This is a genomic window from Aureimonas sp. AU40 (assembly GCF_001463785.1).
GTDB lineage: Bacteria > Pseudomonadota > Alphaproteobacteria > Rhizobiales > Rhizobiaceae > Aureimonas.
The window spans coordinates 336563-360041 of record NZ_BBWL01000041.1; the positions used below are offsets into that span (position 1 = coordinate 336563).

The following is a 23479-nucleotide window of genomic DNA, read 5'->3' on the forward strand; positions in this document are numbered from 1 at the left end:
CGGAGATCAAGGAATCTCAGCAGTTCGCCTTGCCGCACTGCCGGACATTGGTGATTTTACCGGCCAGTGCGTCGGCACCGACGGCTCCAGCCACCAGTTCGTCGCCGACGACATAGCTCGGGGTACCGTTGATGCCGAGCGCCATGGCGAGCCCGTTGGCCTGGGCAAGTTCGGCCCGGACGGCCGAACCTTGGAGAAGCGGCTTGAGGGTCTTGGCCTCGACACCGAAGCTTTCGGCCACCTCCAGGGCGCGGGCCTCGTCCACCTGGGCCCGGCTCGCCAGGAGCTTGCGCTGGAACGCGGCGTAGCTTTCGGGCTTCACCGAGCGAAAGGCGAGGCTGACGCGGCTTGCGGCCTCGGAGGCTGGCCCAAGGACAGGGATTTCCTTCAGGACGACACGCAGCTTCTTGTCGCTTTCTAGAAGAACGTCCATGTCGCTGGCAGCGCGCTTGCAGTAGCCGCAATTGTAATCGAAGAACTCGACCAGCGTCACATCGCCGTTGGCCGCGCCGAGCGCCGTGCCATCCGGCGTCGCGTGCAGCGCGTCGCGCGAGGATTCGATGGTCCCGCGCCGCGTGTCGTTCTCCTCGTTCACGCGCTTGGTTTCCAGCGCCTGCATGGCCTCGATCAGGACTTCGGGATGCGTGACGAGATAGTTGCGCACGATCCCCTCGATGTCACGGGTCTGCACGTCGTCGAAGGCTTTCGCTGGTGCGTCAGCAAGTGTCATCAAACCGGCGAGGACGAGGAGGCCGCGCGTGCCGAGCCGGGCGGGGCGAAGGCGCGAGCCTTGCTGAATGGGGGCTGTCATGAACGCTTGACCTTTGTCACGAGAATATCCTGGGCCCGGCGCCATTGCGGCGAGTCCGGGCGAAATTTCTGTTGGGCGCGGGCGGCGAAGATCTTGGCCTGCGTGAAATTGCCGGCCTCCCAATAGCCTTCGGCGGTCGCGAGTTCGGCGTCGCCGATCTGGCCGAGATGGCCATACGCCATGGCAAGGAAGCGATAGGCCGAGGAATTGTCGGGATCGGCCTCGAGGCCGCGCTGGATCTGCGCGATCGCCTCCTTCATCTTGACCTTGTCGCCGCCGGTCACGATCGCCTGTCCGATCGATGCTTGGAGTAGCCCGGAGCGGGACTTGTCGAGCTTGGCGGCTTTGGTAAAGGCCTGCTCCGCCTCACCAGCGCGCCCGGCCGCCATCAGGATTTCGCCCCGTACTTCCTGAAACCACGGATTGTTCGGCTGCTTGGCGATCAACGCGTCGATCTTGTCGAGCGCTGCCTTTGGCGAACCGGCGAGATGGGTGGCGATCGCGTCGCCATAGAGCGCGGGAAGCGAATAGAGATCGCGCCCGAAGGTGCGGCGGACCTGCGTCGCTCCGCCGTTATACGCCGCGATCTTCGCGCGGGCGAAGTCGTGCCGCTGCTGCATCTCGGGCGAGTCCTTCTTGTCGAAGAACGGGCTCTCGTGGGCTGCCGTCTGAAGGAAGCCGATTCGATCCTGCGGCGCAGGATGCGAGGAGAGGTAGATGTCGCGCGAAACGCCGGCCAGCATGTTCTTGCGCATCAGCCCTTCGAAACTGTCGAGGAGGCCCTTGGGCGACTGGCCGGTCTTGCGGAGATAGGTAAGGGCGGAGCGGTCGGCCGTGGTCTCCTCCGTCCGCTGGTAGGCGAAGAGACTGCGTTGCGCGATGCCGCTGCCGCTCGTCATCAGACCGCCGCCAAGGCCGGCGACGGAGCCCGAGCCAGAGGCCGCGCCCGCCGCCGCGACGCCGGCGCCGATCAAACCGGCCACGACGGCGATGGTCTGCGCTCGGGCGATCTGGTCCCGCAAACGCTCCTGATGGCCACCGGCGAGATGCCCGACCTCATGCGCGATCACGCCGATCGTCTCGTTCGGTGTTTCGGAATCGAGGAGTGTGCCCGTGTTGATGAAGATTCGCCGGCCCGCCACGAAGGCGTTGAAGTTGAGATCGTTGACGAGGACGATTTCGACCCGGTTCGGCGACAAGCCCGCGGCCTTGAGGATCGGCGCCGCGTAGTCTTTCACCAGGCTTTCGATCTCGGCGTCGCGCACGACGGGAAGACGCTGCCGGGCGGCAGACTGCGCGACGGATGGCGTCGCGGTCGCAGCGAGCGTCGCAGCCGTGAGCGCCAGTGCGAGGCAGCCTGTCGACAAACGTCGGCGCCAATCTTTCATGCCAACCCTTCCCATCGTCCCTGGCCGGACCCTATGAACGGCGAAAGCCCAAGAACCCACCCGTTCGAGGGCATGTCTTTCCGGCGAATGTGAGACCCGACATGTATACCAGCCGCGTGATCAAAGCATCCCGACGTTCGGAAATCGATCCGTTCCGCGCGATGGACGTACTGGCGGAAGCGAACCGCTTGTCGGCGGCGGGCGTGCCCGTCATCTCGCTCGCCGTCGGCCAACCCTCCGCGCCCGTTCCGAGCCGCGCGGCGGAGGCGGCGGAGCGTTTCCTCAAGGCGGGACGCATCGCCTATACCGACGCCCTCGGCCGCACCTCGCTGCGTGACCGCATCGCGCGCCACTATGTCGAGACCTATGGCGTGGACGTGCCGGCCGAGCGGATCATGGTGACCACCGGATCGTCCGCGGGGTTCAATCTGGCGTTTCTCACGGCCTTCGATCCCGGCGATCGGATCGCCATCGCCAACCCGGGCTACCCTGCCTATCGCAACATCCTGAAGGCGCTGGGTCTGGTGCCGGTGGAAATCCCGGTCGGCCCCGACGAGAACTACATCCTGACGGTGGAGCATCTGCGGGCAGCGCATCGCGCCGAGCCGCTGCAGGGCGTCCTCGTTGCCAGCCCTGCTAATCCGACCGGGACGGTGACGCCGCGCGACGAGTTGCAGGCGCTGATCGAGTTCGCGGACGCGGAAGGCATCGCCTTCATTTCCGACGAAATCTACCACGGCTTGACCTATGCCGACCGGGACGTGTCCGCGCTGGAATTCTCGGACCGCGTGATCGCGGTGAATTCGTTTTCCAAATACTACTGCATGACGGGCTGGCGCATCGGTTGGCTCGTGCTTCCGCACTCGCTTGTGCGCGCGGCGGAGCGGATCGGACAGAGCCTCTACATCTCCGCGCCGGAGCTCAGTCAGGTTGCGGCGGAAGCCGTGTTCGACACGGTAGAGGAGCTGGACCGGACGAAGCAGGATTACATCACGAACCGCGCCGTTCTGGCGCAGCGCCTGCCGTCGCTCGGCTTCACCGACATCGCGCCGATCGATGGCGCCTTCTACGCCTATGCCGGCTTGCCGGAAGGCTGGCGCGACGCGAGCACATTCTGCTCTCAGGTGCTGAAGACCTGCCATGTTGCGATCACGCCGGGCATCGATTTCGACCCGGTGAGGGGCGAGCGTTTCGTTCGCCTGTCCTATGCGGGATCCACTACGGACATTGCCGAAGCGGTCGAACGGCTCGCCGGTTTCCTAAACCGGTAGCGATCTCTGAAACAAAAAAGGGCGGCCATCTGGCCGCCCTTCTTTTTGTCTGGCTTGGCGTCTTAGAGGAAGCCGCGACGCGACCACCACCCGGTGCGCTTGGGACGCGTGTCCTCGCTCGTATCCGGCAGATCGACGCCATTGGTCGTCAGTCGAGGTGCGCGCGGCTCGACCGACGCGGGGGCGGGCTCTTCGGTCTCGGCCTGTGCCGGCGTGTCGTCCGAAGGGAAGACCTCGTCCAGCGGCGGGTTCGCGTCGATCAAGGCGCCGGCTTCGGCGCTGGCGGCCATGACTTCGTTCTCGTCGGGCGTGTCGCTGTTGCGATCGGCTTCCAGATCGGACAGCGTGCGGCCGTCGAGATCGACGCCTTCGATCGCATCCACCGCGTCGGTCATCTCCGGCTCGAAAGACCGCTCCGCGACGTCGCCGATTTCCACCGGCTCGCTCTCGTCGGCTTTGCCTGTGTCCACGGCCACGTCGTCAGCCACCACATCGGGAAGGGCCTCGTCGGCTCCGGCCCCGCCTGCCACGTCCATGACCGGCGCGTCCTGCGCCTCGTCGTCCCGCGTGCGGCGACCGCCCCGACGGCCGCGACGGCGGCGCTTGCGGTTCTTGCCGTTCTCGTCGTCGCCGTTCTCGTCGGTCGAGTCGTCTTCGTCCGAACCGGCGAGCGCTTCCGCTTCGCCCTGGACCTCGACCTCACCAGTCTCGTCGTTCGAAACCGGGCCGTCCTCTTCGGTGCCGTTCTCCGACTCGTCGCCATTGGCCGCCAGATCGGATTTGCGACCGTTGCGGCGACGGCGGCGGCGACGGCGCGAGGCGTCGCGACGCTCTTCCTCGGTCCCGTCCTGCGCCGGCGCCTCTTCGACTTCCTCGGAGGCGGCGACCGCGACGATCTCCTCTTCGTCCTCGACGACGGGCTCGATCTCGTCTTCTGGCGCGAGCGTGACGGGGCGCACCGGCTCGGGACGCGGCCGCTTCACGGCTTCGGCGCCGTGCTCGATCTCGATATGCTGGTGTCCGTGGCCTTCCACGGCTTCCAACGTGATGCGCAGGCCGTGATGGGCCTCGAGCTCGTCGATGGTCCGGCGCTTCTCGTTCAGGATGTAGAGCGCAGTCGCGGTGGGAACGCGGACCTGAAGGTCATGCGTTCCGTGCTTCTGGAGATGTTCTTCGATCGTGCGCAGCACATGCAGCGCCAGCGAGGAGGCGGAGCGGATGAAACCGTTGCCGTTGCAGACGGGGCAGGTCTGCATCGTGGATTCGAGAACGCTGGCGCGGATGCGCTGGCGGCTCATCTCCAGGAGGCCGAAATGCGAGATCCGGCCGATCTGGATGCGGGCGCGGTCGTCCTTCAGGCAATCCTTCAGGCGCTTCTCGACGTTCCGGTTGTTCCGCTTCTCCTCCATGTCGATGAAGTCGATGACGATCAGGCCGGCGAGATCGCGCAGGCGAAGCTGGCGGGCGATCTCCTCCGCCGCTTCCAGATTGGTCTGGTAGGCCGTGTCCTCGATCGAATGCTCGCGCGTCGAGCGACCGGAGTTCACGTCGATGGCGACGAGCGCCTCGGTCTGATTGATGATGATGTAGCCGCCGGACTTCAGCGTCACGTTCGGCTGCAGCATCTTGTCGAGCTGGGCTTCGATGCCTTGGCGCGCGAAGATCGGGGTCGGGTCGCGGTAGGGCTGAACGACCTTCGCCTGGCTCGGCATCAGCATCCGCATGAAGTCCTTGGCTTCGCGGTAGCCGGCTTCGCCCGCCACGAGGACCTGATCGATGTCCTTGTTGTAGAGGTCGCGGATCGAGCGCTTGATGAGGCTGCCTTCCTCGTAGACGAGGGTCGGCGCCGTCGACTGCAGCGTCAGCGTGCGCACCGTCTCCCACAGGCGCATCAGATATTCGTAGTCGCGCTTGACCTCGGCCTTGGTGCGGTTCGCCCCGGCCGTGCGCAGGATGATGCCCATGCCGCGCGGCACTTCGAGATCGTGCACGACCTCCTTCAGGCGCTTGCGGTCGGCGGCATTCGTGATCTTGCGGGAGATGCCGCCGCCGCGCGCGGTGTTCGGCATGAGGACGGAGTAGCGGCCGGCCAGCGACAGATAGGTGGTGAGAGCCGCGCCCTTGGAGCCGCGCTCTTCCTTGACCACCTGCACCAGAAGGATCTGGCGGCGCTTGATGACTTCCTGAATTTTGTACTGCTTGCGCGGCTGGCGCGAGCGGACGGGCACTTCCTCGAGCGCGTCCTCGCTGCCGAGATCGTCGACCTGCTCGGCCTCGTCCTCGGATGCGGCAGGTTCCTGGTCGGACGAGCGCGTGCGGCGGCGCGAGCGACGGCGCTTCCCGCCATCGTCGTCGTTGCCGCGAGCGCTGCGGGTTTCCTCGGACGCGCCTTCGCCCTCCTCAGAGACGGACTCGCCGTTGGACGCTTCGACGACGGTGGAATCGTCCGAACCCGGTTCCCCGTAATTGCCGACCTGCGCCGAGCCGACTTCCGCGATCTCTTCGTCGGCGTCCTGGATCTCGTCGACTTCGGTCTCGCTCTCGGAGACGTCCTCGGACACGCTCTCGTCCGTGGCTTCGGCCGCCTTCGCTCCGCCGTCGCGCGAGCGACGGGGCCGCGAGCGGCTCTCGCGAGCGGGCTTGCGCTCCAGCTCGTCTTCTTCCTCGGCCGCGCGGGCGAGTTCGTCCTCGACCAGCGCGCGGCGGTCGGCGACGGGAATCTGGTAGTAGTCGGGATGGATTTCGCTGAAGGCGAGGAACCCGTGCCGGTTGCCGCCATATTCCACGAAGGCGGCCTGCAACGAGGGTTCGACCCGCGTCACTTTCGCCAGATAGATATTGCCTTTGATCTGCTTCTTGTGTTCGGACTCGAAATCGAATTCCTCGATCCGGTTACCTTTGACGACGACGACCCGGGTTTCTTCGGGATGCGACGCATCGATCAGCATCTTGTTTGCCATGGAATCTCAACTCCGAGACCCTGACCCCGCCGGATGGTCCGACGCGCCGCGCCGGTTGAAAAATCGGGAAGGGTGGGCCCTCAGGCGCCGTGCGGTTCGGAGCCAGCAAGATCCCGGTCAAAGGATGCTTCGCCCGTCCAATCAGGAGGCGGTCTATCCGGGATTGAAAAAATGCTGACGACACGCGCACGCGACCTGCAACAACTGGTGGCCGTTTCGTCGGCCGATGAAAAGACATACGTTCGACCTTCTGGCCGGTCCGTATGATGCTGTTCCGCCGATAGGAATCGGACGGAGAGAATTTGCCGGGGGCTCGTCGCGCACGATCGCACCGTGCAAGATGGCGCAACGTTCAAGTCAGCTACGCGTCTCGATCGGACGGACGATGTCATCCGTCCCGATCGGTCGCGAAGCCACTCGGCGATCGACGCGGTAGCCCCACTTCTGCTTTTATGGTGTGGAACGCGCCTAAACAAGGGCCAAGCCTCTCAAAGAGGCAGTTCCCCGCCATGTTGGGCCGTTACGAACGGCTTTATCACCCTTGCCAGACGCCCGGTTCGCTTTCGCATGTCCCGAATTCTTGTCTGCCTGGCCGCTCTCGGTCTTCTTCTTGCCGGCCCGGTCGCGGCGCGCGCGGCCGATCCCTCGGTCGTCACTTCGATTCGGATTACCAGCGAAGGGGAGGCGGATCATCTCGTTGTGGAACTCGATGGTGCCGCCGATCCGCAGATGCTGGCGCTGAAGAATCCTTTCCGGCTGACGCTCGATCTCGACGACGCGCTCTCGGCGGCCGTCTTGCCGGACGTAAAGAGCGCGCGCTTCGTTCGCTCGATCAAGCAGGGGCTGGCCGGCCCCAATCGCTATCGCCTGCTCATGGAGCTCAAAGGCCCCGTGCGCCCCGATGTCGAGTTGAAGCGCGAAGACGGCAAGACGCGCATCTCCCTGACGCTCGCAAAGGGCAAGGAAGCAGACTTCACCGTGGCGGCGCGGGCGCGCGACGTCTCGCCCGCCGCGCATGGCGCCCCCGCTCCCTCAGGGCCCTTCGTCGTGGTGATCGATCCTGGCCACGGCGGGGTGGACCGGGGTGCGACGGGCGAGAAGGGTACGGAGGAGAAGGCTGTGAATCTCGCCTTCGGCCTGGCTCTGCGCGAGGCGCTATCCGCTTTCCCCAACATCAAGGTCGAGATGACGCGCGAGGACGACACGTTCATTCCGCTGAACGAGCGCGCGGCGATCGCCCGCCGCGCCAAGGCCGGCCTGTTCGTGTCACTCCATGCCGACTCCATTCGCTTCAAGGACCTGCGCGGCGCCACGGTCTATACGCTGTCGGAAAAGGCGTCGGACGGGCTGGCCCGGGAACTCGCCGAAAGCGAAAACTCGGCCGACCGCTTCGCCGGCGCCGAGTGGGATCAGGACGCGCCGGAGATCCACGACATTCTGGTGGATCTCGTTCGACAGGAGACGGAGGGCTTTTCCGAACATTTCGCGCTCAGCCTCGTCGGCGAACTCAAGACCGGGGGCGTCAGCCTCATCAACAATCCCAAGCGATCGGCCGGCTTCCGCGTGCTTCGGGCGCCCGACGTACCCTCGGTTCTGGTGGAGATGGGCTATCTGTCGAACGAGGAGGAGGAGAAGCTTCTGACGTCCCCCGAGTGGCAGAAGAAGGTCGCCTCGATCCTGGCGCGCTCCATCGAGGCGTTTTCCCGGCATCGATCGATTGTGGATCAGCGCGGATCGAATTGACGCTACCGGGGCGCGTGATGCATTTGCCACAACGGATTGGCAATGGCGCCTCGCAACATCGGGGCGCCTCATTTATGAAGAAAGTCCGAACCTTGAACGCAAGGGTGCACGACGCGATCGCAGGTTCGAGGCCGGGCGAGTCGTGTCGCGCTGTTCGGGCGCATCCTGAAATGCAGGCGATAGGGTCACGATGATCAGACTGCTCGGCTACTTCTTCGGCATCGGATCGGTGCTGGCGCTGATCGGCGCCGGCGGCGCCGGCCTTTATGTCGCGAAGATGAGTGAGGACCTGCCCGACTATCAGGTGCTCGAGAAATACGAGCCGCCTGTGATGACGCGCGTTCACGCATCGGACGGCGGCCTGATGGCCGAATATGCCAAGCAGCGCCGGCTCTACCTGCCGATCCAGGCCATTCCCTCCCGGTTGAAGAACGCCTTCCTCTCGGCCGAGGACAAGAATTTCTACGAGCATCACGGCGTCGATCTGGAAGGCATCGGCCGCGCCGCCATGGTCTTCGTCAAGGGCGGCCCCATGCAGGGCGGCTCCACCATCACCCAGCAGGTCGCCAAGAACTTCCTCCTGACCAACGAACGTTCGATGGAGCGCAAGGTCAAGGAAGCCATCCTATCGCTGCGCATCGAGCAGGCCTATTCGAAGGACCGCATCCTCGAACTCTATCTCAACGAGATCTATCTCGGCCTCGGCTCCTATGGCGTCGCTGCGGCCTCCTTGTCCTATTTCGACAAGTCGGTGAACGAGCTGGAGATTCAGGAAGTCGCCTACCTCGCGGCCCTGCCCAAGGCGCCTGAGAACTACAACCCGTTCCGCAACCCGGACGAGGCGATCGGCCGTCGCAACTGGGTCATCCAGCGCATGGCCGAGAACGGGTTCATCACGCAGGACGAGGCCAACGAGGCCATCGCCAAGCCGCTCGGCATCAAGACGCGCTCCAGCAGCGCCTATGTCCCTTCGGCCGAATATTTCACCGAGGAAGTACGTCGCGATATCATCTCACGCTACGGTATGAACGCGCTCTACGAGGGCGGTCTCTCGGTTCGCACCACGATCGACCCGCACATGCAGATCGAGGCGCGCCACGCCCTGCAACAGGCGTTGATCCAGTACGATCAGGCAAAGGGCTTCCGGGGACCGGTCAAGACCGTCGAACTCGGCAACGATTGGGCGACGCCCATCGGTGATATTGAAGCGATGTCCGACGTGCCCGAATGGCGTCTGGCCGTGGTGCTCACGGCGGATGCCAACGCGGTCAACATCGGCTTGCAGCCGGAAAAGCTGGCCTCGGGCCGGCGCGGTCCGGAGCGCGAGATGGGCGAGATCGCGCTGGCCGACATGCGCTGGGCGTTGCAAACCGTGCAGGACGGACGCCGCGTTTCGGCGAAGACGGCCGACCGCGTCCTTCAGCGCGGCGACGTGGTCTATGTCGAGAAGAAGCCGGACGGCGGCTATCGCTTGCGCCAGCCCCCGAAGGTGCAAGGCGCGCTCGTCGCCATGGACCCGCACACCGGCCGCGTCATGGCCATGGTCGGCGGTTTTTCCTATTCGCAGTCGGAGTTTAACCGCGCCACGCAGGCCTATCGCCAGCCGGGCTCCTCCTTCAAGCCGATCGTCTACGCGGCGGCACTCGACAATGGCTATACGCCGGCCTCGGTGATTCTTGACGCGCCGATCTCGATCGCGGATGGCACCGGCGGCTATTGGGAGCCGAAGAACTACGGCGGCGAGTTCGCCGGTCCTTCGACGCTGCGCACCGGCATCGAGAAGAGCCGCAACCTGATGACCGTTCGCCTCGCCCAGGACATGGGCATGAAGCTCGTCGCGGAATATGCCGAGCGTTTCGGCATTTACGACAAGATGCTGCCCTATCTGCCGATGGCGCTCGGCTCGGGCGAGACGACGGTCATGCGAATGGTCTCGGCCTATTCGGTGATGGCCAATGGCGGTCGTTCGATCGAGCCATCGCTGATCGACCGCGTGCAGGATCGCTACGGCCGCACGGTGTACAAGCACGACAATCGCCGCTGCGAAGGCTGCAACGCGGCGGGCTGGTCCGATCAGGCCGAGCCCGAACTCGTGGACGATCGCCAACAGGTTCTCGACCCGATGACGGCCTACCAGATCACCTCAATGATGGAAGGCGTCGTGCAGCGCGGCACGGCGACCGTCGTCAAGGAACTTGGCGTGCCCGCCGCCGGCAAGACCGGCACCACGAACGACGAGAAGGACGCCTGGTTCGTCGGCTTTACGCCGGACCTCGTGACCGGCGTCTATCTCGGCTACGACAATCCGCAGCCGCTGGGGCATGGCGGCACGGGCGGCGGCTTCGCCGCGCCGGTCTTCGTGGACTTCATGAAGGACGCCATCAAGGGCAAGCCGGTCGCCGACTTCCGCATTCCCGAAGGCATGACGCAGATCGCCGTGGACAAGCGCACCGGCATGGCCGCCGATCCCGGCTCGAAAGATGCGATCATCGAGGCCTTCAAGCCGGGAACGGGGCCGTCCAACGTCTATCAAGTCATCGGCGCGGGCAGTTCGGGGCCGAGCGCGGCGGCCGAACCTCTGCCGGCCGAGGCGCAGCAGGCCATCGTGTCGGGCGCGGGAGGCCTGTTCTAGGCCAGCGTCATCCAAGCTTTACATGCCCTGGCGCGGTCCCTATGGTCCGCGCCATTCCAATCCTTTTTCAAAGCGAGGGAAACGGCATGCGTGCCGAGATCCAATCCATTGTCGACGAAATCCAGCAGGCCGTAAGCCTGCTGAGGAGGCATCTTTGACTGGGATCAGTCCCTCCGCGAACTCGATCGGCTAAACGCGGCCGCCGAAGATCCTTCGATCTGGAACGACCCTCAGGAAGCGCAGCGCCTGATGAAGGAGCGCCAGCGCCTCGATTCCGGCGTGAACGGCATCCTGACCATCGAGCGCGGTCTGGCCGACAACATCGAACTCATCGCCATGGGCCAGGAGGAAGATGACGAGTCGATCGTGACCGAGGCCGAGAACGCCATCAAGGCGCTTCAGAAAGACGTCGCCGAACGTCAGATCGACGCTCTCCTGTCCGGCGAAGTGGATGCGAACGACACTTATGTCGAAATCCATTCCGGCGCCGGCGGCACGGAAAGCCAGGACTGGGCGTCCATGCTTCTGCGCATGTATATGCGCTGGGGCGAGCGCACCCGAATGAAGGTCGAAGTTCTAGAGCAGAATTCCGGCGAAGAAGCGGGCATCAAGTCCGCCACGATCCTGCTCAAGGGCCACAATGCCTATGGCAAGATGAAGGTCGAGTCGGGCGTCCACCGCCTCGTCCGCATCTCGCCCTATGACAGCCAGGCGCGCCGGCACACGTCCTTCGCGTCGGTTTGGGTTTATCCCGTCGTGGACGATTCGATCGAGATCGACGTTAACGAAGGCGATGTGCGCATCGACACCTATCGCGCCTCGGGCGCGGGTGGACAGCACGTCAACACGACCGACTCGGCGGTGCGCATCACGCATATCGCGACCGGCATCGTGGTTCAGTGCCAGAGCGAACGCTCCCAGCACAAGAACCGCGCCACGGCCTGGAATATGCTGCGCGCGCGCCTCTACGAAGAGGAGTTGCGGAAGCAGGAGGAGAAGGCGAACGCCGCCGCCGCTTCCAAGACGGATATCGGCTGGGGCCACCAGATCCGGTCCTATGTCCTCCAGCCCTATCAGCTGGTGAAGGACATGCGGACGGGCGTGGAAAGCACCAGCCCGCAGCAGGTTCTGGACGGCAGCCTCGACCTGTTCATCGAAGCGGCGCTGGCTCAGCGCGTGTTTGGCGGCGATGTCGAAGTGGCCGATCTCGACTGATCAGACCTGCGGCCCATCAAATCAAAAAGCCCCGCCCGGTCGACCCGGGTGGGGCTTTTTGATGTGTACGGGAGAGTTCGTCTACAGCTTGGCCAGCTTGTGGCCGACGCGGATGTAGCGCTCGGGATCGACCGGCACTTCGTTCGTCCGCACCTCATAATGGAGATGCGAGCCGGTGCTGCGCCCCGTGCTGCCGACGCGGCCGATCGCCTGTCCCGCCTTGATCCGATCGCCCACCGACACGTCGATCTGCGACAGATGCGCATAGCGGGTGCTGAAGCCATTGCCGTGATCGATTTCGATCATGTTGCCGTAGCCGCCCGCCTCGCCGGCGGACACGACCTTGCCGCTGGCTGTCGCTTTGACCAGAGTGCCGCTCGGCGCAGCGAGATCGACGCCGCTGTGGAGCGCCGCACGCCGAAAGAAGGGGTCGGGGCGGACGCCGAATGTCGAACTGATCGTGGCGCCGGGGAGCGGATCGGCCAGCGGCATTCGCGCCGAGCGGGTCCGAAGATCGTCATAGGCGCGCAGAGTCTGGTCGAGCAGGTTCAGGCTCTCTCCGAAGGACAGGTCGCCGTCGGCGGGAATGAAGGGTCCGCCCATCGCGGAATTCGTCTCGTCGGTTCGAATGCCGATCGAACCCAAAACGCCCGCGAGACGGCCGACGCGCTCCTGTGCCGTGCGTGTGAGTTCGGCGATCGTGCTGGTCTGCTCGTCGCTGACCATGCTGACGGACCGCCGGATGGTCGGCAGAACGAGATCGGCGATCTGGCTGACATCCGCGTGGCGCAGGGGGAGGGCGCTGATGTCCTCCATGAGGTCGCCGGCGGGCGGCTTGGCGGTCTCCGCCTTTGCGTTCGTTGCGGCGGGGGCCGGATGCTCGTCTTCCTTGGTAGCCTTTTCGGCGGGGGCGAGGACGCCCATGCCTTGCGCCTTTTCAAGGAGCGGCTGCAATTGTTGGAACCGGTCCGTCAGTTCCGCCTGCTGGCTGAGAAGGTCCTGAACCTGCGCGGCAACGGTATCACGGACCTTGGTCTGGCCGGTCTTCAGCCGGTCGATCTCGTTGCGCAGCGCGCCCATACGCTCTTCATAGGCATTGGTCACCTTGACTTCGCGCGCCAGAAGCGCGGCCACGATGTTGTCGTTGAAGAGATAGGCGCCGGCGAGCGCGAGGCTTCCGGTCAGCGTCAGACCCAGAAGGCCGATGCCGGAGCCCAGAAGCCAGGGCCGCACGGTCCAGTGCCGGATCTTATCGCCACGCGCGATGACGATCGTGTGCGGGGCCGACCGTTGGCCGAAAACGCTTCTTCGAGATTCGGAAGCCATCCGCAATCGACTCCAACTCAAACGAACGCACAGGCGATGCCGGCATTAGACCTCGTTAGGGTTAATGGAGCGTTGAGATCGTTGGATGGTCGTCAGCTCGAAAGCGGCGAAAGCGAGCGGTAGAAGGTCGGCGTCAAGCCCGCTTCGGCCCTCGCCCGGTCGTTGAAGGGCGGCTTCACCTCGCCTCGAAAGCATTCGCGAACGATCTCCTGAAACCGCCGGGCCGGGTCGATCCGCTGCCGGGCGCAAAGGAAGCGAAACCATTTGGCGCCGATCGCGACGTGCTTCTTCTCGTCGTTGTAGATGATCTCCAGAATCGCCGCCGTTTCGCGATCGCCGACCTCGCCAAGCTTCAGGAGAAGCGAGGGCGTGACGTCGAGCCCCCGCGCTTCCAAGATCAGAGGCACGATGGCCAGGCGCGAGGAGAGATCGTGCGAGGTCACCTCGACCGCCTGCCACAAGCCGTCATGCGCCGGCAGCGCGCCATAGTGCGAGCCGAGATCATGCAGCCGGGTCGAGAGCAGCCCGAAATGCTTGGCCTCTTCCATGGCGACCGTCATCCAGCCGTCGAAGAAAGAGCGGGGAACGGGCTGGCCGCAGAACCGCGCCACGATATCCAGTGCCAGATCGATGGCGTTCAACTCGATATGGGCGAGGGCATGGATCATCGCGATCCGCCCTTCCGGCGTGTGGACCGAGCGACGGGGCACCTGTCGCGGCGGGACGAGACGCGGCTCGGCAGGGCGTCCGGGCCGGCTCGGCGGCGCGGGGTCCGTCGGCGCCGACAGGCCGAGCCGGCGGGCGAACCACCTTTCGCCTGCAGCCGTGGTCAACCGCGCCTTTTCCGCCAAGTCCGCGGTGGACAAAGCCGTGATCGCGCTGGCGCGGAGCGTACCGGGCACGGCCTCGCTCACGCCTCGCTGTCCTTTAAAGCCTTGGCGACGTCCAAGACCTCCTTTGCATGGCCACCCGCCTTGACCTTTTCCCAGACCTTCGCGATTTTGCCTTCGCGGTCGATCAGAGCCGTGGTGCGCTCGACGCCCAGATACTTCCGACCATACATGCTCTTCTCGACCCAGACCCCGAACGCCTGAAGCAGCGTCTTTTCCTCGTCGGCGAGCAGGCCGACCTTCAAGCCGTGCTTGTCTCGAAAGCGGCAGTGCTTGCTCACTGAATCGGGCGAAACGCCAAAGACCTCAACGCCCAGCGCTGCGAAGGCCTCGATCAAAGCCGTGAACTCGATCGCCTCCGTGGTGCAGCCGGACGTGTCGTCTTTCGGATAGAAGTAGAGGACGAAGGGCCGACCCTTGAGCGAGGCTTTGGAGACGAGCTGCCCATCGCTTTCCGGCAGTTCAAAATCGGGACAGTTTTGCCCTACACTGGGTACGGACATGGGAGCCTTCCTTTCGGCCAAAAGACACGGCATGAGCGAGACGACGGGACCACATCGACTTCACCCCTCGGTTCGTTCGTCTATATCAGCGGGCCATGGTTCGGGCAGCCCGATCCGAAAAATTCACCAGACCGCAATGCCCGCCGGCGGGCGTCCAAGACCGAAGGAACGATGCAGCTCCTCATGGCATGCCGCTTCGAGACGCCACGGCCGACCCCTCGTTTACGCCTGCGGCGCTTCGGCGCAGGGTCCCCTGCATGACGCGGGTCGTTCGCCTTTTTGGCGCGATGGTCAGCTTGCTTGTCCTGATTGCGATGCTTGCCGCGCTTGGTCTTTTCGTCCTGTTTGGCACGCCGGCCGGCGAGGCCTTCGTGCAGGGCCAGACCAAGGCAGCATTGTCGCGGCTCTTCGGGCCGGCCTACGACGTATCCTTGGGCGCGCAGCGCTTCGAGGTGCGCCGCGACGGCATTCTGGCTCTGTCGTGGGACGATGTGGCGCTGCATCGACGCGATCGTCCGGAGCTGAGTTCGGAGATCGGCCGCGTTTCGGTCGCCGTTCGTCTGCTGCCGCTCGTCGGCGGCTCGCTGGAATTCGGGCGCCTGGAAATCGAGCGAGCGCGGATCGATCTGGCAGCTTTCGGCGAAACACCCTCGGAGCGCTATCGCGGCCCGGCGCGCGTCCAGTCCACGGACGTCCCGGCCGCCTTGCCCACCACGGATGCCGAGCCGCCTCGCTCTCGCATCTCGCGAGCAGCCGAAAGCGCGATCCGAACGCTCGAGCGCCAGCTTCAGGCCCTCCAGGCCTACCATTTCGACACGGTTGCCTTCGTGGACATCACGATCGAAGGCTTTACCGGCGCCTTCGCCCGCGTGCCGGATCTTCGCCTGGAGCGGGCCGAACTGCACCGCGCGCTGGATGGCTCGCTGTCGCTCTATTCCAAGTTCGACATTGCAGGGGTTCCGTTTTCGATCGGTGGGGCTGCGGATTTCGACCCGGACAGCGCCCGCCTGCAATCCTTCTCGCTTCGCTCGGGCTCGATCGATCTCGCCGCCGTTCTACCGCCGGCTCCGCTTTCGGAAACGAAGGACGAGCGCCCCTTCGGCAGCGATGCATCGATTTCGCTCGAGGCCGGCATGCACCGGCAAGCCGAGACCGGCATGGCCGTTCTCGGCGTTTCACTCCGGTCCGGCGCGGGACATCTGCAGCTAGGCCTGAACCGAACCGAGATCGAACCCTCGGCGCTTCGACTCGAATATCGGGAGGGCGAGGACAGGGTGCAGGTCCTGTCCAGCCCCTTGCGATTTCGCGATGTGGGTTTCGATCTGGAAGGCACGGCGGAGCCCGTGGTCACGGATGGCGTGGCCGACCCCGATCGCCTGCGCTTTCGAGTGGGCACCAAGCAGATCCGCTCCAAGGTGGGCCTGCCGGAGGGGGAAACCGAGCCGCGCGAGGCGAGCCTCTGGCTCGACGGTCTGATCGATCCGCTCGCCCAGACGGCGGAGATTACCCAGCTCGATCTCGAGCCGTCGAAGGGCAAGCTGACGGGCAACGCCATTTATCGCGGACGCTCGCCAGACGATCTCACGTCCTTGAGTCTGGAGGCCGTCGATCTTTCGGCGGAGTCGATCAAGGCCTTCTGGCCGTTCAACGTGTCGGGCAAGGCGCGCAACTGGGTGATCGCGCATATCGGGGATGAAGGCGCCGTGCCGGGCGGCTCGATCCGCATCGACGTCGCCCGCGCTCGGCTCGGCGAAGCCTTCAAGCCGGACCGGGCGCCTCAGGACAGCGAGTTGCAGATCGACCTCGACCTACGAGACATGGACCTTGCGACGGTTGGAACGGTGCCCCGGCTCGAAAAGGCCAATGGCCGTTTGGAAACGCGCGGCGGGACGACCACCGTCTTCGTCGATCGTTCCGACATGGTGGGCCATCCCGATCTGGCGGTCGGCCCGGCGAAAGTAACGCTGGGCAAGCCGGCGGAGGGCAGTCAGCGCGATCTCCATATCGATCTCGACCTTGCGGCCAGCGGCGCGATTCGGGACGCGCTGGAGGTCGCCAATTCCGAGCCGATCCACGCGCTTCGATCCGTCGATCTCGATCCCACCAAGGTGTCCGGCGAGGTCGAGGCGAAGGTCGAGGCGTCGTTCCGGCTGGGCGAGGGGATTGCGCCTGAGAAGCAGGTGGAAGCCTGGAACGTCGAAGCGAACCTGAAAAAGGTCGACCCAGGCCAGCCGATTCAAGGGCGCAGACTCTCCAAGCTGGATGGCGTCCTGCATGTCATTCCCGGTCAAGCCAGCGGCTCGCTCGATGCGGAGATCGAAGGGCTACCGGGCGACCTCAACTTCATCCTTCCCTTCGGCGAGAAGCCGGTGGGCGAGCGGCGGGTGGACGTGTCGGCGACGATTCCGGGCAAGAGGGTTGCCGAGGCCGTGCCAGCTTTGAAAGGCGTCCTCGCTGGAACCACCAAGGCGGAGATCTCACAGACCCCCTCCGGCCTTCGGGCCGAGCTGGACCTTCGCGACGCGACGCTCGATCTGCCGTTCATCGCCTGGAAGAAGGGGGCCGGCGTGCCCGCCGCGCTGTCCTTTCTCGTGGCGCAAGGCGAGGGCGGAACGAACCTACGCGACATCAACCTGACTGGCGAAGGGTTCGCGGCGAAGGGAAGTGTGGCGTTGGACGGCGAAGGGTTGTCGAGCGCCAATCTCACCAATGTCTCGCTCAATCCGGGGGACGACATTGCGGTGAAGGTCACACGCCATCGCAACGGCTATGGCGTCGAGCTGACGGGATCGCGCTTCGACGCTCGTCCGATCCTGGCCGAGTTGAAAGGCAATGTCGGCAAGAAGGACCGCAAGATCGGCGGCGGGACCTTCGACGTGAATGCCGATATCGACGTTCTGAACGGGTTCAACGGACAGAGCATCCGCGACTTTCAGATGAACTATGCCAGCGCCAAAGGTCGCATGGCTGCGCTCAATCTTGGCGGCTCCGTCGGCGGCGGGGCCGTGACAGGGGACCTGTCGCCGCGAGGCGACGTGCAGGCGATACGGCTGCGCAGCGCCGATCTTGGCGCATTGTTGGGATTTGCCGGCCTTTATCAGCACATGCAGGGCGGACAGGCGACGCTCGATCTTCTCGGCACGGCGGACACATCCTACCAAGGCGCTCTGCAACTGACGAACTTCACGCTCGTGGACGAGCCCAGGCTGTCGCGCATCGTCGGATCGTCCGGCGGGCAAAGCGACCAGACACTGTCCCAAGCGGTTGGCCAGAATCTGCAGACCGAGCGGGCCTTCTTCGATCACGCATCGGCCAAGCTCAGCTACACCGGTTCGACGCTGCGCGTGGCGGACGGAATCCTGCGTGGCCCGGTCTTCGGATCGAGCTTCAACGGCACGCTCTACAATGCCAAGGGTCAGATCGATATTTCCGGCTCCTTCATGCCGGCCTACGGGCTTAACCGTATGTTCGGTGCCATTCCCGTGCTTGGCCAAATTCTCGGCAATGGCAACGAAGGCGGTCTCATCGGCATCACATACCGGCTCGACGGCCCCTTCGCCTCGCCGACATTGGTGGTCAATCCGATCTCGGTGATCGCGCCCGGCATCTTCCGCCAGATCTTCTCCTACCAATGAAAAAGGCGGCCCGGAGGAGCCGCCTTTCGTAGGGTTCGCCGGATAGGAGCGGTCAGTCGCCGATGCGCACGAGGACGTGGCGCTTCTTGCCGAGCGACAGTTTGGCCACTCCGTCCTGAATCTCGGCTTCGCCGACCAGCTTGCGGTCGTCGGTGATCGGCTGGTCGGCCAGACGTACGGCCCCGCCCGCGACATGCCGGCGCGCCTCGCCATTGGAAGCAGCAAGACCGGCTTTCACCAGCAGCGACAGGATGCCGATGCCTCCTGCGAGATCGGCCTTGGCGATCTCGATGGTCGGCAGGCTTTCGGCAAGTGCCCCTTCCTCGAAGGTCGTGCGGGCCGTCTCGGCGGCCCTTGTGGCCGCGTCCCGCCCGTGGACGATGGCGGTCGCCTCGGTCGCCAGCACTTTCTTGGCCTCGTTGATCTCGGAGCCACCGAGCGCGGCTAGGCGCGCGATCTCGTCCAGCGGCAGGCGGGTGAAGATCTTCAGGAAGCGACCGACATCCGCGTCCTCGGTGTTCCGCCAGTACTGCCAGAAGTCATAGGGGCTGAAGAGATCGCCGTTCAGCCAGACCGCGCCGGAGGCCGACTTGCCCATCTTCTCGCCGCTCGACTTGGTGAGAAGCGGCGTCGTCAGTGCGTAGAGCTGCGGCCCGCCCATGCGATGGCTGAGGTCGACACCGTTGATGATGTTGCCCCATTGGTCCGACCCGCCCATCTGCAGAACCGTGCCGTGGCGGCGGTTCAACTCGGTGAAGTCGTAGCCCTGCATGATCATGTAGTTGAATTCGAGGAAGCTCAGCGACTGCTCCCGGTCGAGCCGCAGCTTCACCGAATCGAAGCTCAGCATGCGGTTGACCGAAAAGTGCCGGCCGACATCGCGCAAGAACTCGACATAGTTGAGCTTCATCAGCCAATCGGCATTGTTCACCATCATGGCCGGATTCGGCCCGTCATAGCGCAAGATGTTGCCGAAAACGCGCTGGATGCCGTCGATATTGGTCTGGATCTGCTCAGGGGTGAGCATGCCGCGCTGGCTGTCGCGGAACGACGGGTCGCCCACCATCGACGTGCCGCCGCCCATCAGGCTGATCGCCTTGTGACCGGTTTCCTGCAGCCAGTAGAGCATGGTGACGGAGATGAGATTGCCGATATGGATCGACGTCGCCGTCGCGTCGTAGCCGACATAGCCTGTGATCGGCCCGTTGAGAGCGAGCGCGTCCAGACCTTCCGGATCGGAGATCTGGTGGATGAAGCCGCGCTCGTCGAGGACGCGCAGAAAATCGGACTTGAACTTCGGCATGGTCTTTCTCTCCTGTCGCGTCGGATGCTCGTCATCCGACGCGAGACGGGGGCTTACTTCAGGCGCTTGGGGCGCACGTCGGACAGTTCGCCGATCAGGCGGCGATCCAGATATTCTGCGCATTCCGCCATCAGTTCGGGCGTGTGGTCCGTGAAGAAATGGTTAGCACCCTCGATCGTCTTCTGCGTGATCAGGATGCCCTTCTGGGTCTTCAGCTTGTCGACCAGCCCCTGTACGTCCTTGGGCGGCGCGACCTTGTCCTTGTCTCCATGGATGATGAGGCCGGAGGACGGGCAGGGCGCCAGGAACGAGAAGTCGTAGGAATTGGGCTGGGGCGCGATGGACATGAAGCCCTCGATCTCCGGCCGGCGCATCAAAAGCTGCATGCCGATCCACGAGCCGAAGGAGTAGCCGGCGACCCAGCAATTCTTCGAATCGGGGTGAATGGCCTGAATCCAGTCGAGCGCAGCAGCGGCGTCGGACAACTCACCCGAACCGTGGTCGAACTCGCCCTGGCTGCGGCCGATGCCCCGGAAGTTGAAGCGAAGGGTCGTGAACCCGCGCTCCACGAACATGTAGAAGAGCTGGTAGACGATCTGGTTGTTCATCGTGCCGCCGAAGCGGGGATGGGGGTGAAGGACGAGCGCGATGGGCGCGTTCTTTTCCTTCGCCGCCTGGTAGCGGCCTTCCAGACGACCGGCCGGACCGTTGAAGATAACTTCGGGCATCGCTTGCAAACCTCAAGGAAGCGGCGCCGGAGAAGGCCGGCACCTTGACGGAGGATAGGCAGCCTCGTAGGTTCTATGCTTAGAACGATTCAAAACTACACGCTTCCCTCAAGGGGGCTATGTAGTCCGCGGACCGGCTCGAATACAACGATTTTCGCGACCCCATTTCGGTTCCGTCCGTCGGCAAAGGTTTGGGATGACGGCTTCCGGGCGACGCATCTATCTCGACTACAATGCCAGCGCGCCGCTTCTGCCCGAAGCGCGCGAAGCCTTCGTTCGCGCTTTGGACTTGGTCGGCAATCCGTCTTCGGTTCATTCGGAAGGCCGAGCCGCACGCGCTGCGTTGGCTCGTGCCCGCGCGCAGGTCGCCGGATTGGTCGGGGCTTCTGCAGACCAGGTCGTCTTCACCAGCGGCGCCAGCGAAGCCGCGTCCACCTGCCTCACGCCGAATTGGCGAAGCGGTGGTCAGATCACGACGCTGGAGCGTCTGGCCGTTCTCGACACGGATCATCCCTGTATCCGCGAGGGCGGTCGATATCCCGCTGCGGCGATCACGCGTCTGGGCGTGGATCGGAACGGAGTCGTCGATTTCGAGACGTTGACGACCTGGGCTGAGGCCGGTCCCGGCCTTCTCGCGATGAGCGTCGCCAATAGTGAGACCGGCGCGCTTCAGCGCGTGGAAGCCATCTCCGCAATCTGCCGCGATCATGGCATTCGGCTGGTGCTCGACGTCGTTCAGATGGTCGGCCGCCTGCCGATCGACAGCCTGCTTCCGCTCTGTGATGCGATCATCTTGTCGGGGCACAAGATCGGCGCGTCTAAAGGCGTAGGTGCCTTCGTGCTCCGCGACGAGCGCTTCCGACCAGACCCGTTGATCACCGGCGGAGCGCAGGAAACGCGCCAGAGAGCGGGAACGGAAGCCTTGCCTCTCGTGGTCGCTTTCGGTGCTGCGGCCGAGGCCGCCGGCCTGCGTCTGGGGCGCTCCGGCGAGCTGCGCGAAAAGCGGCAGCGTCTCGTGGAGCGGCTGTCACGATTGGATGCCAGCCTCGTCCTTGGACAAGACCATACGACGCTGCCTCAGACGGTGGCGCTCCATCATCCCCGCTTTCGCGCGGAAACGGTTCAGATCGCCTTGGACCTTCAGGGCATCGCGGTGTCGGCCGGGTCGGCCTGTTCTTCCGGCAAACTCGGCGCGAGCCATGTTCTGCTGGCGCTCAGAAACGGCGGGGCCGCAATCGAACCCGAGACAGGAGCGATTCGCGTCAGCTTTGGGCTCGAAACAACGGCGTCCGATCTCGACGCCTTCGCAGACGCCTTCGAGCGCATATGGATGAAAAGCCTGGAGAAAGAGGATCCGAGAGCGGCCTGAGAAAGAAGGTGCCGTTAATCTGGTTACAGATCTTCAACTTTTCACTTCGGATCACCATTTCAACGGTCGCGCACAATCGATATATGCCGACCGAATAACCAACCACCGGACTTTGAATCCGGCGAGTAGGGAGAATGAGCATGCCAGCAGTCCAGGAGACCATCGATCAGGTCCGCCGTATCGACGTCGATCAGTACAAATACGGCTTCGAAACCCAGATCGAGATGGACGTCGCTCCCAAGGGCCTGACCGAGGAGACTATTCGTCTCATCTCCGGCAAGAAGGGCGAGCCCGAGTGGATGCTGGAATGGCGGCTCCAGGCGTTCGAGCGCTGGAAGACGATGGAGAGCCCGTCCTGGGCCCGTCTCGACTATCCCGCGATCGACTTCCAGGACATCCACTACTACGCCGCACCCAAGTCGATGTCGGGTCCGGCATCGCTGGCCGAGGTCGATCCCGAGATTCTGCGCACCTACGAGAAGCTCGGCATTCCGCTGAAGGAGCAGGAAATTCTGGCGGGCGTGCGCAAGCCGGACGAGCCGTCCGAGTTCGGCAGCGAGGATGATTCCGGCGTACCACCCTCCGAAGGTAGCTACGGGCGGCGCGTCGCGGTCGACGCGGTGTTTGACTCCGTGTCCGTCGCCACGACTTTCAAGAAGGAGCTTCAGAAGGCCGGCGTGATCTTCATGCCGATCTCGGAGGCGATCCGCGAGCACCCCGATCTCGTGCGCAAGTATCTCGGCACGGTCGTGCCGGTGTCGGACAATTTCTTCGCGACGATGAACTCCGCCGTCTTCACCGACGGCTCCTTCGTCTACATTCCGCCGGGCGTTCGCTGCCCGATGGAGCTCTCGACCTATTTCCGCATCAACGAGCGGAACACCGGCCAGTTCGAGCGGACGCTGATCATCGCCGATGCCGGCTCCTACGTCTCCTATCTCGAAGGCTGCACGGCACCGCAGCGCGACGAGAACCAGCTTCACGCTGCGGTCGTCGAACTCGTGGCGCTGGACGATGCCGAGATCAAATACTCGACCGTCCAGAACTGGTATCCTGGCGACAAGGACGGCAAGGGCGGCATCTACAATTTCGTCACCAAGCGCGGCGATTGCCGGGGCACGAACTCGCGCATCTCTTGGACGCAGGTCGAGACCGGTTCCGCCATCACCTGGAAGTACCCGTCCTGCATCTTGCGCGGCGACAATTCGCGTGGTGAGTTCTATTCGATTGCGGTGTCCAACGGTCGTCAGCAGATCGATAGCGGCACGAAGATGATCCATATCGGCAAGAACACATCGAGCCGGATCATCTCCAAGGGAATCTCGGCCGGCCATTCCAACAACACCTATCGCGGTCAGGTGACGGCGATGCGCAAGGCCTCCAACGCACGCAACTTCACGCAGTGCGACTCGCTTCTGATCGGCGAGGACTGCGGGGCGCATACCGTTCCCTATATCGAGGCCAAGAACGCCTCGGCGCAGTTCGAGCACGAGGCGACCACCTCGAAGATCTCCGAGGACCAGCTCTTCTACTGCATGCAGCGCGGTATTCCGGAGGAGGAGGCCGTGGCGCTCATCGTGAACGGCTTCGTCAAGGACGTGATCCAGCAGCTGCCCATGGAGTTCGCCGTCGAAGCGCAGAAGCTGATCGGCATTTCGCTTGAAGGCAGCGTCGGCTGAGTCAAGCCCGCCGGGCCTCACCATTC

15 protein-coding genes are annotated in these 23479 nt (G+C 64.2%); 7 read left to right on the forward strand and 8 right to left on the reverse strand.

Annotated features, from left to right (window positions below; translation table 11 throughout):
* Positions 1-16: 16 nt before the first annotated feature.
* Positions 17-811 carry a DsbA family protein gene (locus tag AUL32_RS15165; protein WP_062116463.1) on the reverse strand — a complete coding sequence of 265 codons (795 nt, stop codon included), beginning with the start codon at positions 809-811 and terminating at the stop codon, positions 17-19.
* The gene (locus tag AUL32_RS15170) at positions 808-2199 is read right to left on the reverse strand and encodes a M48 family metalloprotease (RefSeq protein WP_244493156.1); all 1392 of its coding nucleotides are present in this window, start codon (positions 2197-2199) and stop codon (positions 808-810) included. The genes AUL32_RS15165 and AUL32_RS15170 overlap by 4 nt, the downstream gene beginning before the upstream one ends.
* Positions 2200-2300: 101 nt before the next feature.
* Between AUL32_RS15170 and AUL32_RS15175 the strand changes: the two genes are divergently transcribed.
* The gene (locus AUL32_RS15175; RefSeq protein ID WP_062116466.1) at positions 2301-3470 is read left to right on the forward strand and encodes a pyridoxal phosphate-dependent aminotransferase; all 1170 of its coding nucleotides are present in this window, start codon (positions 2301-2303) and stop codon (positions 3468-3470) included.
* Positions 3471-3532: 62 nt separating this feature from the next.
* Here the strand turns inward: AUL32_RS15175 and AUL32_RS15180 are convergent, their stop codons facing one another.
* Positions 3533-6430 (reverse strand): Rne/Rng family ribonuclease, encoded by a 2898-nt coding sequence (locus AUL32_RS15180; protein ID WP_062116468.1) that lies wholly within the window; start codon positions 6428-6430, stop codon positions 3533-3535.
* Positions 6431-6997: 567 nt separating this feature from the next.
* Here AUL32_RS15180 and AUL32_RS15185 point away from each other — a divergent pair.
* The 3 genes from AUL32_RS15185 to prfB all read left to right on the forward strand — a co-directional run bounded on the left by AUL32_RS15185 (position 6998) and on the right by prfB (position 12020).
* Entirely contained in the window at positions 6998-8173 is a 1176-nt protein-coding gene (locus AUL32_RS15185) for an N-acetylmuramoyl-L-alanine amidase (RefSeq protein WP_082659702.1), read from the forward strand.
* A gap of 190 nt (positions 8174-8363) precedes the next feature.
* Positions 8364-10805 (forward strand): penicillin-binding protein 1A, encoded by a 2442-nt coding sequence (locus AUL32_RS15190; RefSeq protein WP_062116471.1) that lies wholly within the window; start codon positions 8364-8366, stop codon positions 10803-10805.
* Between the two features lie 86 nt (positions 10806-10891).
* Positions 10892-12020, forward strand: a protein-coding gene (prfB, locus tag AUL32_RS15195; protein WP_156421478.1) for a peptide chain release factor 2 whose coding sequence is annotated in 2 segments (ribosomal slippage) — positions 10892-10960 and positions 10962-12020 — 1128 coding nt in all. Because the reading frame shifts where the segments join, the coding sequence is not laid out codon by codon here.
* Positions 12021-12101: 81 nt separating this feature from the next.
* Here the strand turns inward: prfB and AUL32_RS15200 are convergent.
* The 3 genes from AUL32_RS15200 to AUL32_RS15210 all read right to left on the reverse strand — a co-directional run bounded on the left by AUL32_RS15200 (position 12102) and on the right by AUL32_RS15210 (position 14739).
* A complete protein-coding gene (locus tag AUL32_RS15200) occupies positions 12102-13346 on the reverse strand; it encodes a M23 family metallopeptidase (RefSeq protein WP_062116477.1) in 1245 nt (414 codons plus the stop codon).
* A gap of 92 nt (positions 13347-13438) precedes the next feature.
* Entirely contained in the window at positions 13439-14260 is an 822-nt protein-coding gene (locus AUL32_RS15205) for a ferritin-like domain-containing protein (RefSeq protein WP_062116480.1), read from the reverse strand.
* Complete coding sequence (locus tag AUL32_RS15210; RefSeq protein WP_062116483.1) at positions 14257-14739, reverse strand: peroxiredoxin; 483 nt, start codon at positions 14737-14739, stop codon at positions 14257-14259. The genes AUL32_RS15205 and AUL32_RS15210 overlap by 4 nt, the downstream gene beginning before the upstream one ends.
* Before the next feature lie 296 nt (positions 14740-15035).
* Between AUL32_RS15210 and AUL32_RS15215 the strand changes: the two genes are divergently transcribed.
* On the forward strand, positions 15036-18374 hold the full coding sequence (locus AUL32_RS15215; protein WP_156421479.1) for an AsmA-like C-terminal region-containing protein: 3339 nt from the start codon (positions 15036-15038) through the stop codon (positions 18372-18374).
* Between the two features lie 52 nt (positions 18375-18426).
* Here AUL32_RS15215 and tyrS read toward each other — a convergent pair whose 3' ends face one another.
* Positions 18427-19677, reverse strand: a complete 1251-nt coding sequence (tyrS, locus tag AUL32_RS15220; RefSeq protein ID WP_062116488.1) for a tyrosine--tRNA ligase — start codon at positions 19675-19677, stop codon at positions 18427-18429.
* Positions 19678-19730: 53 nt separating this feature from the next.
* Complete coding sequence (locus tag AUL32_RS15225) at positions 19731-20405, reverse strand: alpha/beta hydrolase (protein ID WP_061976148.1); 675 nt, start codon at positions 20403-20405, stop codon at positions 19731-19733.
* Positions 20406-20601: 196 nt separating this feature from the next.
* Here AUL32_RS15225 and AUL32_RS15230 point away from each other — a divergent pair, with 196 nt between their 5' ends.
* Together AUL32_RS15230 and sufB are read left to right on the forward strand one after the other, a co-directional pair.
* Entirely contained in the window at positions 20602-21774 is a 1173-nt protein-coding gene (locus AUL32_RS15230) for a cysteine desulfurase family protein (RefSeq protein WP_062116491.1), read from the forward strand.
* Positions 21775-21914: 140 nt separating this feature from the next.
* Entirely contained in the window at positions 21915-23453 is a 1539-nt protein-coding gene (sufB, locus tag AUL32_RS15235) for a Fe-S cluster assembly protein SufB (protein WP_062116493.1), read from the forward strand.
* The last annotated feature ends 26 nt before the right edge of the window (positions 23454-23479 follow it).

Excerpts from the sequence above, each read along its gene's own strand:
- AUL32_RS15165 (WP_062116463.1), bottom strand. The coding sequence starts at position 811 with ATGACAGCCCCCATTCAGCAAGGCTCGCGCCTTCGCCCCGCCCGGCTC.
- AUL32_RS15170 (WP_244493156.1), bottom strand. The coding sequence starts at position 2,199 with ATGAAAGATTGGCGCCGACGTTTGTCGACAGGCTGCCTCGCACTGGCG.
- AUL32_RS15175 (WP_062116466.1), top strand. The coding sequence starts at position 2,301 with ATGTATACCAGCCGCGTGATCAAAGCATCCCGACGTTCGGAAATCGAT.
- AUL32_RS15180 (WP_062116468.1), bottom strand. The coding sequence starts at position 6,430 with ATGGCAAACAAGATGCTGATCGATGCGTCGCATCCCGAAGAAACCCGG.
- AUL32_RS15185 (WP_082659702.1), top strand. The coding sequence starts at position 6,998 with ATGTCCCGAATTCTTGTCTGCCTGGCCGCTCTCGGTCTTCTTCTTGCC.
- AUL32_RS15190 (WP_062116471.1), top strand. The coding sequence starts at position 8,364 with ATGATCAGACTGCTCGGCTACTTCTTCGGCATCGGATCGGTGCTGGCG.
- AUL32_RS15200 (WP_062116477.1), bottom strand. The coding sequence starts at position 13,346 with ATGGCTTCCGAATCTCGAAGAAGCGTTTTCGGCCAACGGTCGGCCCCG.
- AUL32_RS15210 (WP_062116483.1), bottom strand. The coding sequence starts at position 14,739 with ATGTCCGTACCCAGTGTAGGGCAAAACTGTCCCGATTTTGAACTGCCG.
- tyrS (WP_062116488.1), bottom strand. The coding sequence starts at position 19,677 with ATGCCGAAGTTCAAGTCCGATTTTCTGCGCGTCCTCGACGAGCGCGGC.
- AUL32_RS15225 (WP_061976148.1), bottom strand. The coding sequence starts at position 20,405 with ATGCCCGAAGTTATCTTCAACGGTCCGGCCGGTCGTCTGGAAGGCCGC.
- AUL32_RS15230 (WP_062116491.1), top strand. The coding sequence starts at position 20,602 with ATGACGGCTTCCGGGCGACGCATCTATCTCGACTACAATGCCAGCGCG.
- sufB (WP_062116493.1), top strand. The coding sequence starts at position 21,915 with ATGCCAGCAGTCCAGGAGACCATCGATCAGGTCCGCCGTATCGACGTC.